This window comes from Halomonas sp. (assembly GCF_033549285.1).
Classification (GTDB): Bacteria; Pseudomonadota; Gammaproteobacteria; order Pseudomonadales; family Halomonadaceae; genus Halomonas.
Map to the genome: position 1 here is coordinate 1 of NZ_JAWSUJ010000117.1, position 11,237 is coordinate 11,237.

General features: G+C 66.1%; 12 protein-coding genes. 2 read left to right on the forward strand and 10 right to left on the reverse strand.

The genetic code is table 11. From position 1 onward, the window contains the following. Positions 1-363 precede the first annotated feature (363 nt). Entirely contained in the window at positions 364-720 is a 357-nt protein-coding gene (locus SCI24_RS18730) for an antibiotic biosynthesis monooxygenase (protein WP_318726817.1), read from the forward strand. Positions 721-777: 57 nt separating this feature from the next. Here SCI24_RS18730 and SCI24_RS18735 read toward each other — a convergent pair whose 3' ends face one another. The 6 genes from SCI24_RS18735 to SCI24_RS18760 form a co-directional block, all read right to left on the reverse strand. Next, the gene (locus tag SCI24_RS18735) at positions 778-1,041 is read right to left on the reverse strand and encodes a Txe/YoeB family addiction module toxin (protein ID WP_318726818.1); all 264 of its coding nucleotides are present in this window, start codon (positions 1,039-1,041) and stop codon (positions 778-780) included. Further along, positions 1,038-1,280, reverse strand: coding sequence for a type II toxin-antitoxin system Phd/YefM family antitoxin (locus SCI24_RS18740; protein ID WP_318726819.1), 243 nt, complete (start codon positions 1,278-1,280; stop codon positions 1,038-1,040). The genes SCI24_RS18735 and SCI24_RS18740 overlap by 4 nt, the downstream gene beginning before the upstream one ends. Before the next feature lie 371 nt (positions 1,281-1,651). Further along, the gene (locus SCI24_RS18745) at positions 1,652-1,786 is read right to left on the reverse strand and encodes a hypothetical protein (protein WP_318726820.1); all 135 of its coding nucleotides are present in this window, start codon (positions 1,784-1,786) and stop codon (positions 1,652-1,654) included. A 40-nt stretch (positions 1,787-1,826) separates the two neighbouring features. Further along, the gene (locus SCI24_RS18750) at positions 1,827-2,708 is read right to left on the reverse strand and encodes a DMT family transporter (RefSeq protein ID WP_318726821.1); all 882 of its coding nucleotides are present in this window, start codon (positions 2,706-2,708) and stop codon (positions 1,827-1,829) included. 127 nt (positions 2,709-2,835) lie between these two features. Continuing rightward, a complete protein-coding gene (locus tag SCI24_RS18755) occupies positions 2,836-5,061 on the reverse strand; it encodes an OsmC domain/YcaO domain-containing protein (RefSeq protein ID WP_318726822.1) in 2,226 nt (741 codons plus the stop codon). 245 nt (positions 5,062-5,306) lie between these two features. Further along, positions 5,307-5,822: an acyloxyacyl hydrolase gene (locus tag SCI24_RS18760; protein WP_318726823.1), complete on the reverse strand. Its 516-nt coding sequence runs from the start codon at positions 5,820-5,822 to the stop codon at positions 5,307-5,309. 247 nt (positions 5,823-6,069) lie between these two features. Between SCI24_RS18760 and SCI24_RS18765 the strand changes: the two genes are divergently transcribed. Continuing rightward, positions 6,070-6,492 carry a DCC1-like thiol-disulfide oxidoreductase family protein gene (locus SCI24_RS18765; RefSeq protein WP_318726824.1) on the forward strand — a complete coding sequence of 141 codons (423 nt, stop codon included), beginning with the start codon at positions 6,070-6,072 and terminating at the stop codon, positions 6,490-6,492. A gap of 85 nt (positions 6,493-6,577) precedes the next feature. On the opposite strand, the gene SCI24_RS18770 is transcribed toward SCI24_RS18765, so the two are convergent. From SCI24_RS18770 to SCI24_RS18785, 4 genes are all read right to left on the reverse strand, one after another. Further along, the gene (locus tag SCI24_RS18770) at positions 6,578-7,543 is read right to left on the reverse strand and encodes a universal stress protein (protein WP_318726825.1); all 966 of its coding nucleotides are present in this window, start codon (positions 7,541-7,543) and stop codon (positions 6,578-6,580) included. Continuing rightward, on the reverse strand, positions 7,540-9,204 hold the full coding sequence (locus SCI24_RS18775) for a cation:proton antiporter family protein (protein ID WP_318726826.1): 1,665 nt from the start codon (positions 9,202-9,204) through the stop codon (positions 7,540-7,542). Before SCI24_RS18775 ends, SCI24_RS18770 begins: the two co-directional genes overlap by 4 nt. Positions 9,205-9,658: 454 nt before the next feature. Beyond that, positions 9,659-9,949 carry a DUF1330 domain-containing protein gene (locus SCI24_RS18780; RefSeq protein ID WP_318726827.1) on the reverse strand — a complete coding sequence of 97 codons (291 nt, stop codon included), beginning with the start codon at positions 9,947-9,949 and terminating at the stop codon, positions 9,659-9,661. A 156-nt stretch (positions 9,950-10,105) separates the two neighbouring features. Beyond that, positions 10,106-11,237, reverse strand: a 1,132-nt coding sequence (locus SCI24_RS18785; protein WP_318726828.1) for a DEAD/DEAH box helicase, incomplete at its 5' end; no start/stop codon positions are given.

An 11,237-nucleotide genomic window follows, 5' to 3' on the forward strand; every position in this document is an offset into this window, starting at 1 on the left:
GAGCGCGGCGTGCGCCTGACCGGCCCGGAGCCCTTCTGCGTGGGCAGCGAGCCGGCGCCCCAGGCGGTGCGGCTCTGCCTGGGCGGGGCCCGCTCGCGGGAGGCGCTGATCCAGGCCCTGCGGGCGGTGAAGGAGACCCTGCAGGCGCCCCCGCCGATCCCCTGGCGCACGCTCTGACCGCCGCCGGATGCCCCCGGCGCGAGCCCGCTCATGGCAGCACCCAAACGCCAGGCCCCCGAGCCGGGTGAGTGACTCGGGGGGCAGGTGGGGTTAGGTTCAGAGGGAGTGCCCGCCAGGGGCCGCGTCGGTATCGCCGCCTTCGCGTGACCTGGCGCGATGTGCGTTCGTTCACCAGGAGCCGCCATGATCGCCGTCATCTTCGAAGTCGTGCCCCACCCCGACCAGCGCGACCACTATCTCGACATCGCCGCCGGCCTGCGCCCGCTGCTGGAGGAGATCGATGGCTTCATCTCCATCGAGCGCTTCGAGAGCCTGGTCCAGCCGGGCAAGCTGCTCTCGCTCTCCTTCTGGCGCGACGAGGAGGCCATCGCCGAATGGCGCCGGGTAGAGCGCCATCGCGCCGCCCAGGCCAAGGGCCGCGAGACGGTCTTCGCCGACTACCGCCTGCGCGTGGCCGGGGTGCTACGCGACTACGGCATGCACGACCGCGAGCAGGCCCCGGCAGACAGCCGCGAACGGCACGACCCGGCGTCGCGCTGAGCCATCAGGGGAAGAGGGGCGGCGCCGGAATCATCCAGGCCACCGGTCCGTCATGAATTACTCGTAGTGGCTCCAGAGCCTGAGGACCTTCACCACTCGCTCGTCCTCAAGCACCTGGTAGACCAGGCGATGCTGGATATTGATGCGACGCGAATAGGCCCCGGCGAGGTCACCGATGAGTTTCTCGAACGGGGGCGGCTTGCGGTAAGGGTCTTCTGCCAGCAGGGCCAGCAACTCCTGGGCTTTCGGCTTGAGACCGCTGGACGCCAGTTTCCTGGCGTCCTTCTGTGCCTGTCTGGTGTAGACAAACGTCCATGTCACCAGTCCAGCTCCTCATCACACTCATCCACGGGGGTTTCCATTCCCTCACGGATCGACTCCCGCATACCCGGTACCGAGAGCAGGTAGAGTGTCTCCTGAATCGCCGACCAGTCTTCTTCGGATACCAGAACGGCCTTGTTCCGCTTACCCATGATGACGATTGGCTGATGGGACTCGGCCGTTTCATCTATCAACCGATACAGGTTGCTGCGCGCCTCGGTTGCTGTAATGCCGTTCATGACGCACCTCTCGCATGTTCACTACTTACCAACTGTACGCCTTCAAGTACGTACGTCAAGACGAACGCCTTACTGGAAGTTATCGGAAGGCGGGCTCGTTTGGTGGAACTGAGCACACCGGTACATGGCCGGTGCGATCCGCGACTACGGGATGCACGACCGCTACCAGGCCCCCGCCGACAGCCGCGAGCGGCATGACGCGGCGCTGCGCTGATGACGCGCCTTTCACGATGACCGCGCCGGGCTACTTATCCCCCTCCAGCTGTCGGATCGCATCGCCGATCGGCGTCGGCGTGGCCTTGCGGTTGCGTCGGAAGGCCCAGAGCGTGCCAAAGAGGAAACACACGCCCAGCGTGATGCCGAGGCTGGCATCAAACCAACCCCTCCTGGATCAGACGGGAGAGCAGTGGCGGCAGCATGCGGTCCTCCTCGTCCACCAGCAGTGCCGGCAGCTTGATCTCGGCTCGTTGCAAGGCGGCATGGTGATGGGTCGGGAAGCCGTCCATCGGCACCCTACCCGTCATCCGTGCGCTGGGCGAGAGGGGCTTACCGCGAGCTCGAGGAGACACTCAACGCCGTCACCGTGAGCAGGATCAGGCCCATGCCGACCAGCTCGAGCCCGACCAGGCGCTCATCGAGCACCACGACGCCAAACAGCGAGGCGGTGACCGGCTCGACCATGGCCACGATGGCGGCCACCGCCGGGGCCGTATAATTGAGCCCGACGACATAGAGGATGAACGACACCCCGGCGCCCAGCACGCCCAGGGTGACGAAAAGCGGCCAGCTCGAAGTGCCCAATGCCGTGAGCGTCTGGCCGGTATCGCCCAGCGGGAAGAGGATGAGCGAGAGTAGCGCGAAGGCGATGACGAGCGTGGCCTGGGGGCTGCCGTGGGGGGCGGCGTACTTGAAGCCGAAGATGAAGAGCGCGTAGGAGAGCCCGGCGAGCAGCCCGGCGATGACGCCGATGGGGGTCACCCCGCCCGGCTGGATGTCGTAGATGCGCGTCAGCAGCACGATCCCCAGCATCACCATGGCGATGGCGGCCCACTTGAGCGGCGTGGGGCGTTCGAGCCTGAGGGCGAAGGAGACGAGAAAGACGAACACCGGGGCGCAGTACATCAGCGTCGCCGCCACCGCGACGCTGCCCTGGGAGATGCTCACGAAGTAGAAGGTGAAGTTGCCGGCCACGCCCAGCCCGGCCATCAGCGACCAGCCCCATAGCCGGGGATCGGCCAGGCCGCTGCCGGCCGGGCGCAGCGCCAGCCAGGCGAGCACGAACAAGAGGCCAATCGCGCCGCGGTAGAACGAGACGACGAGCGGGTCCCAGCCGTCGGCCATGAGCATGCTGCCGATCCCGCCGGACAGCCCCCAGAACAGGGCCGCCAGCATCACGAATGCCGTACTGCTCAATCGCGCCAAGTGCATGTGCTCTCCTTGTGACACCGGCCACAACGGCGTGTCGGGATTGCTTGTCGCCAACGCAGAGCCCCCGCGTCAGGCAACCGGCGCGGGGGCTTCGTCAAGCGGGGCATCGCAAGGTGCCGGCGGCGGGCTACGCCTTCGCCACGGCCACCCCGGCCCGGGCCGCGCGGTGGGCATGCAGCTTCTGGTAGCTCTCGATCAGGCGCTGGTGCTTCTCCAGCCCCTCCAGCGCCATGCTGGTCGGGGTCAGGCCGTGGAAGCGCACACTGCCGTTCACCGAGCCCACCACGGCCTCCAGGGTCGCCTCGCCGAACATGCGCCGGAAGTTGTACAGGAAGTCGTCCAGCTCCAGTTCATCATCGAGGAGGACCTCCAGTACCGCACTCACCGCGCGATAGAAGAGGTTACGCGCCACGGTGTTGTCGTTGTACTGCAGGAAGATGTCGACCCGCTCCAGCGCCTCCTCGTGCTGGCCCAGCGCCAGGTTGATCAAAAGCTTGAGCTCGAGGATCGTGAGCTGGCCCCACTCGGTGTTCTCGTCGAACTCGATGCCGATCAGGGTGATGATGTCCTGGTGGTCGTCGATCTGGCTCTCCTCCAGGCGCTCGAGCAGATCGCCCAGCTGGGCGTCGCTCAGCTCGTGCAGGTGCAGGATATCCTCGCGGAACAGCAGCGCCTTGTTGGTGTTGTCCCAGATGAGGTCCTCCACCGGGTAGACCTCGGAGAAGCCGGGCACCAGGATGCGGCACACCGGCGCGCCCAGGTCCTCATGGACGGCCATGTAAGACTCGAGGCCCAGCTCCTCGAGGATGCCGAACAGGGTCGCGGCCTCCTGGGCCGTACTGTTGGAACCGCTGCCCGAGAAGTCCCAGTCGACGAAGTCGACGTCCGAACGGGCGCTGAAGAAGCGCCAGGAGACCAGCCCCGAGGAGTCGATGAAGTGCTCGACGAAGTTGTTGGGCTCGGTGACGGCCAGCGAATTGAAGGTGGGCGGCGGGAAGTCGTTGAGGCCCTCGAAGCTGCGGCCCTGGAGCAGCTCGGTGAGGCTGCGCTCCAGCGCCACCTCGAAGCTCGGGTGGGCGCCGAAGGAGGCGAAGACGCCGCCGGTCTTGGGGTTCATCAGGGTGACGCACATCACCGGGAACTGCCCGCCCAGCGAGGCATCCTTGACCAGCACCGGGAAGCCCTGGGCCTCCAGCGCCTCGATGCCCTCGACGATGGCCGGGTAGCGCGCCAGCACCTCCCGGGGCACGTCCGGCAGCGCCAGCTCCTCCTCGATGATCTGCTTCTTCACCGCCCGCTCGAAGATCTCCGAGAGGCACTGCACCTGCGCCTCGTGCAGGGTGTTGCCGGCGCTCATGCCGTTGCTGAGGTAGAGGTTCTCGATCAGGTTGGAGGGGAAGTAGACCACCTCGCCGTCCGAGTGGCGCACGAAGGGCAGCGAGACGATACCGCGCGCCTCCTGGCCGGAGTTGGTATCGATCAGGTTCGAGCCGCGAAGCTCCCCCTCCGGGTCGTAGATCGCCCGGCAGTACTCGTCGAGGATGCCCGCCGGCAGGGCATCGTCGGCGCCGGGCTGGAACCACTCCTCGTTCGGGTAGTGGACGAAGGCGCTGCCCGCGACCCGCTCGCCGAAGAACTGGTCGTTGTAGAAGAAGTTGCAGCTCAGCCGCTCGATGAACTCGCCCAGCGCCGAGCAGAGCGCGCTCTCCTTGGTGGCGCCCTTGCCGTTGGTGAAGCACATCGGCGAGGCGGCGTCGCGGATGTGCAGCGACCAGACGTGGGGCACGATGTTGCGCCAGGAGGCGATCTCGATCTTCATGCCCAGGTCGGCCAGGATCGCGGTCATGTTGGCGATGGTCTGCTCCAGCGGCAGGTCCTTGCCCTCGATCCAGGTCCCTTCCTCGTCATTCGCGTCGCCGGTCGCCTTGCCCAGCAGCAGGGCCTGGGCGTCCTCGTCGATGTTGTCCACCGCCTCGACCTGGAACTCGGGCCCGGTCTGCACCACCTTCTTCACCGTGCAGCGGTCGATGGAGCGCAGGATGCCCTGGCGATCCTTGTCGGAAAGATCCGCCGGCAGCTCCACCTGGATCTTGAAGATCTGGTTGTAGCGGTTCTCCGGGTCGACGATGTTGTTCTGCGACAGCCGGATGTTCTCGGTGGGGATGTCCCGCGCGTTGCAGTAGACCTTGACGAAGTAGGCCGCGCACATCGCCGAGGAGGCCAGGAAGTAGTCGAACGGCCCCGGCGCCGAGCCATCCCCCTTGTAGCGGATGGGCTGGTCGGAGATGACCGTGAAGTCGTCGAACTTGGCCTCCAGCCGGAGGTTGTCGAGATAGTTGACCTTGATTTCCATGGACAAAGCACCGGGTGTCGATTCAGGGGGGCGTAAGCGCAACCCGCCATTATCCAGCTTTTCCCGGTCTTCGTCTTGGGCGAATGATCAAAAAATCGCCAATCCGAGCGCACCAGGGGCAATGCCCCACTCGGTCCCGAGGCCCTGAGGTTGGCGGGGAACGGCATGCCGATGGCGGCGCAGGCCAGTAAGCGGGTGCCTGCCGCCTGCGTGGGCGACGCGGCCAGGCGCCACGCCGACGATGTTCAATACCGGTAGCGGAACTCGATCATGTGGAAATCCGCCCCGGTCGTGTCAGGCCCATTCACACCGGCATCGGAATAGTGCAGGAACCGATAGCCGACCCCCAGCTGTCGATATAGCGGCCCCCCGATGCCCAGGGTCAGGGCGAACTGGAAGGGCCCACCATAATCCTGCGTGCCGAAGCGATGCCGACTGAACAGGGCGCCACCCGCGCCCAGGTCCAGGAGGAAGCGCCCATCCTGGCTCCCGAGCGTCAACTCCGGGATGACCGACACGACGAGCGCGTTTTCCCCCACTCCCCGCAACACGCCGGCACTCGCCATCAACCGGGTGCCCATCCCCCAGCCCGACGTGGAGTAGCTCTCCCAGGGCAGCGCGACATTGGCCGACAGGTCGTACTCCTTGAAATCCTCCGGCGCCTCATCCCCCAGCAGGGTCTGCTCCGAGAGTCGGGCACGCAGGCTGAGACTCTGCAATTCCAGGTCATCGGCGAAGCTCGGGGGGTAGCGAGCACGCAAGCGAGGACGATCGTTAACAGCCCGAAAGCTACTGAATGGCGAGGCATCCCGATCACTGGCATCGTTGGCTCCCCTGAAGGAAAGACTTGGCGGCCAGGCCCATGTTAGTGGCGGGAAGTGAGCGCGGCGAGCCGATTATTCCTGGGAACCGCGGCCGCATTAGCCACCCACAGGCCACGCATCGGTGGTTTCCCGGCGTGCAGGGCGGGCGTAGGCTGGACGGGCACCAGCGCGGAGGAAGCACGCTTTGTCACGATCGAACGATTTCCAGGTGCCCGACGAGGTCCCCCGCCGGCTACGACTGGTCTACGATGGCGACTGCCCGATGTGTCGGCGCTATGTGCGCTGGCAGCGCATTCGCCGCGACGTCGGCGAGCTCGAGCTGATCGACGGGCGCCAGGCCAGCGAGGCACGCCGCGAGCTCAGCGCCCGTGGTATCGACCTGGACCAGGGCTTCGCCCTGCAGGTCGGCGATCGCTGGTATCACGGCAGCGAGGCCCTGCATCGGCTCACCCTGCTCGGCACGCGAAGCGGCGTGTTCAACCGGCTGATGTATCGCCTCTTCGCCAGCCCCCGGCGCGCCGCCCGCCTCTACCCTTGGCTCAAGGCCTGTCGTAATGGCCTGCTGCGCCTGTGCCGCATTCCGCGCATCGACAACCTGCGCCGATGAGCGGCACCGGCGGCACACGCCTTCACGGGCGGCCGGCGGTCGAGGGCGTCACGGCAATCGACCATGGGTCGCCCCGGGACCAGGATCACTTCAGGGTGACCGGCGAGACGAACCCCGGCGGCTTAAGCGCCAGCACCGAACACTGCAGTTGATGGAGCACCGCTTCGGCGGTGTTGCCGATGATGAAACCGGGGATGCCGGTTCGCGCCACCGTGCCCATCACGACCAGGTCTGCCTCCAGCTTCTCGACCAGCTGGGGAATCTGCTTGCGCGCCTTCCCCATCGTCAGGTGGACCCGGGGAGAGAGGAAGTCATAGGCTTCCGAACCGACGCGCTCGCGAAGTCGATGGGTCAGCCTGTCCATGCCGACCTGGTGCCGGGACTGTTCCATCTCGACGATGTGTCGCTCCGTCGTGTCGGGATCGTTGGCCCAGATGCCCACGAAACCGGCGTCCGGCGCATCCCAGGCATGCACGAGATGCAGCTCGGCGAAGTCCGACAGGGCCAGCGAAACGGCAAGGTCGAGGATGCGGTCGTTGAGGACCTGCTCATCCGGCACGGCATGATGGGCGTCGATAGCGACGGCCGCGACGATGCAGCGGTAGTCGGGCTTCTCCCCCGGCTTCATCAGCCAGACCGGACAAGGGCACTTGCGCATCAGGTGCATGTCATCGCTGCCGAACAGCAGCCGGCTCCACTCCGGGTTTTCCGCCGTCTTGATCACGAGATCATGGTCATCCCGCAGCACCGCCTGGATGACCTCGATGAAGGTGATCCCGGTCAGCACCTCGATATGGCAGGCGACCCGATCGGCATGGGGGACGATCAGCGACTCGATCCAAGTCCGGCGCTCGTCCATCACCGCCTCCCTGAACTCGACGGCTGATGGTCCACGAGGCACCAGGGAGAGGTCCAGCATCTCCTCGGGGATGACATCGATGAGGGTCAGCATCGCCTGGTTGTTCTCCGCCAACGACACCGCCCGGGCGAGCCCGGCCTCCTGGGAGATGGACGGCTCGACGACATAGAGGATATTCCGGAAGCGTTTCATGCGTTTTCCCCTCCACGGGATTCGACCGACGCCTGGGGCGCCATCACCCGGATGGCGGCCTCCCTCGCGGCGTCTGCGTAAGGCACCAGCACCAGGTCCACCCCCTCCTGCTCGAACCGTCGGGCATCCCGAGGCTGGGAGACGGCGATCGCCACCTTCCCCGGGAACCCCTGCTGACGAAGGCCATGCAACAGCGTGCGGTTGATGGCGGGGTCCCGGAGGGTGCTGACGACCCAGCATGCCTGCTGCAACGGCAGGGTGGCCAGGAACTCCGGATCTTCGGCGTCCCCGTAGCACACCCGGTATCGGTCGCGGACATGCCGCTGGACGGTGGTGGGATCGAAATCCACCGCCAGGAGACGACAGCCCCGCTGCCTGAGGTCTGCCGCCAGGGCCGCGCCGTAGCGACCCAGCCCGATCAGCAGGACGTCCACCTCATTGTTGGCATTCTCCGGGGCGTCGAGTTCCCGGTGCGGCACCCGACGCTCGAAGAACGAGAGGCGGGGCGCCAGGCGCTCATAGAGGACATGCGAGTAGAGGATCATGTAGGTGGAGACGCTGATGGTGATCAGGCCAACGAGGGTGACCAGCCCCACCGTCTCCTCCTGCAGATGGCCCAGGGCCAGGCCCATGGCCGCCAGGATCAGGGAGAACTCGCTGATCTGGGCCACCGTGAGGCCGGCGAGGAAACCAGTGCGCTTGCGATAGCCCATGTAGCCCATGATGGCCATGACGATCAGCGGGTTGCCGATCAGGACAAAGAGCGAAAGGATCAGCGAGGCCCCGAGCTGTGCCCCCAGCATGCCGAGCTCCAGGGTCGCCCCCAGCTCGATGAAGAAGAACAGCAGCAGGAAATCGCGAAGGCTCACCAGGCGCGAGGCCACCTGCTCGCGGTAGGGGGTGGAGGCGATGGACACCCCGGCGAGGAAGGCGCCGACCTCCTTGCTGAAGCCGAGGGCTTCGCCGCCCAGGGCGCCAATGACCGCCCAGGCGATGGCAAAGAGCATCAGCAGCTCCGAGGAGTGAGCCAGCCGATGCAGCAGTCTCGGCAGGACGTAGCGCATCAGCAGGGCCAGCCCCGCCAACATGGCGGCGCCCGTCAACAGCACCCTCATGGCCTCCCAGGCCATGTTGACGTCGCCGCCGGCCTGGCCGTATGCGGTCAGGCCGATCATCACCAGCACCACTACGATGTCCTGGACGATCAGGAACCCGACCGCGATGCGCCCGTGCAGGGAGTCCACCTCCCGCTTGTCGGACAGCAGCTTGACGATGATGATGGTGCTGGAGAAGGTCAGGGCCACGGCCACGTAGAGGGCCGTCACCGGTGGCATGCCGAGCCACAGCGCGATGAGATAACCCATCGCCGAGGTGAACACCACCTGGCCCAGGCCGGAGGCGAGCGCCACCGGCCCCACGGTCCGAATGATGTGCAGGTCGAGCTTCAGCCCCACCACGAACAGCAGCAGGGCAATGCCGAGCCGGGCGAACAGCTCGATCTCGGTGCGCTGCTCCACCAGGCTCAACCCCGAGGGACCGAGCAGGATGCCCACGCCAATGAAGGCGACGATCAGCGGCTGGCGCAGCAACTGCGCCAGTGCGCCTCCCAGCACGGCGAGACCGAGGACCACCCCGATCTGGGCAAACACGCTCTCGAGCATCTTGACCGCCCTCGAAGTAGATGACACAACCTTCTGATTTTTCTTTGTTTTAAGGCCAACCTTCGGCCTGCTCTCAAGAATATACCCTAGCCCATCGCGGGCGGTGTGACCGGATCGAAACACCAGTCGGCAGCGTGACGATGGCGCCGCGTCGGCTACCCGGCCTACTCGACGCACAGGTCCATCGTCCTGAGCCATTGCGTCTCATCGGCAGCAGTCGGGTGCCGTCCCTTGCGCATGTGATTATCGGCCAGTCCAGAATGCACCAGGCCCCGAGCCAGTTGACCGACTCGGGGCCTTTCGTCAATCGCTACGGCCAGGGGCCCGCCTGGGTCGCCCTTGCCAGGCGGGGCCCTGGCCGTAGCGAAAGAGGGCACAGTCCCGGCGGCCATGGCACGATGCTGCAGGTTGCGCGTGCTGTCACCCCTCGGGGCAGCGAGGCTACGCTCGCGATTCAGCTTCCGACCCCGTTTGCCAGGACGGCCAGGCCATCGCAGTTATCCACGCGCAACCCGATGATCTCCTGGTACTCGGGTGAGTCATACCATCCCTTCGCCGCTTCCTTCGAAGGAAACCGCAGCACCACCGTCACATGCCCGGCATCACCTTCCACGGCTTCACTCTCGAAATCTGCCGCGAGAATCTCTGCGCCATGGGCTTCCAGGATGCTCGGCACAGCCGCAAGGTAGGGATCGTACGCTTCCCGATCATTGATCCGATAGTTGAAGACAAGATAAGCGGACATGTCGTATTCCCCCCTTTCCTACAGGACCCTGAAGCACAGGAAGTTTGGCCGCCTCCCAGTGGGCGGACCATGCCTATACATTCTAGTCGGCTTCGCGGTCCTGGCCGGCAGATTCTGCCTGGCTCTTCTGGGCGGCCTTGCCGTTGTTGAACTTGGCTACGCCACCGGCGCGAAAAGCAACGCCAGGTCCTCCTCGTCGAACAGCGGGCCGTCGCTTGTGTGCTCGGCGCCGCCCTCGAGGATCGAGGCGGCGAGATCGGCCTTGCGAGCCTGCAGGTCGAGGATGCGCTCCTCCACGGTGCCGGCGCATACCAGCTTGTAGACGAACACCGGGTTCTGCTGGCCCATGCGGTGGGCGCGGCCGGTGGCCTGGGCTTCTACCGCCGGGTTCCACCAGGGATCGTAGTGGATCACGGTATCCGCGGCGGTGAGGTTGAGCCCGGTGCCGCCGGCCTTGAGGCTGATCAGGAATACCGGAATATCGCCCTGCTGGAACAGCGCGACCCGCTGGGTACGGGTCCTGCCCGGGGTGTCACCGGTGAGGGTGGTAAAGGGAATGTCATCCTTCTCCAGGGCCTGACCGATCAGCGCCAGCATCTCGGTGAACTGGGAGAAGATCAGGATGCGCCGGCCCTCCTCGACCAGCGGCGGTACCAGCTCACGCAGTTGCTCGAGCTTGGCCGAGCTCTTCGTGTGGCGCGCGCTCTCCAGCTTGACCAGCCGCGGGTCGCAGCACACCTGGCGCAGCTTGAGCAGCGCATCGAGCATGACGATGCCCGAGCCAGCCAGGCCACGCTCGGCCACCGCCTGCTGTACCCGCTGATGCTGGGCCAGGCGCAGGCTCTCGTAGAGCTCGCGCTGGGCACCACTCAGGGTAACGTCGCGACGGGCTTCGGTCTTCTCCGGCAGCTCGGCCAGCACCTGCTGCTTGGTCCGGCGCAGCATCAGCGGCGCGATACGCCGGGAGAGGCGCTGGCGCAGCGCGACATCGCCCTCCTTCTCGATGGGAGTGCGGAAGCGCTGGCCGAACCACTGCTGGCTCCCCAGCGCCCCCGGCGCCACGGCATCGAGCTGGGCCCAGAGCTCACCCAGATGGTTCTCCAGGGGCGTGCCGGTCATGGCGATGGCGCGTCCGACGTTGAGCTCACGCACTGCACGGGCGGTCTGGCTGGCGGCGTTCTTGATCGCCTGGGCCTCGTCGAGCACCAGCAGGCCGAAGTCGTGTTCGCGCAGGCGCTCCAGGTCGCGGATCAGCAGCGCATAGGTGGTCACCGCCAGGTCGGCACCG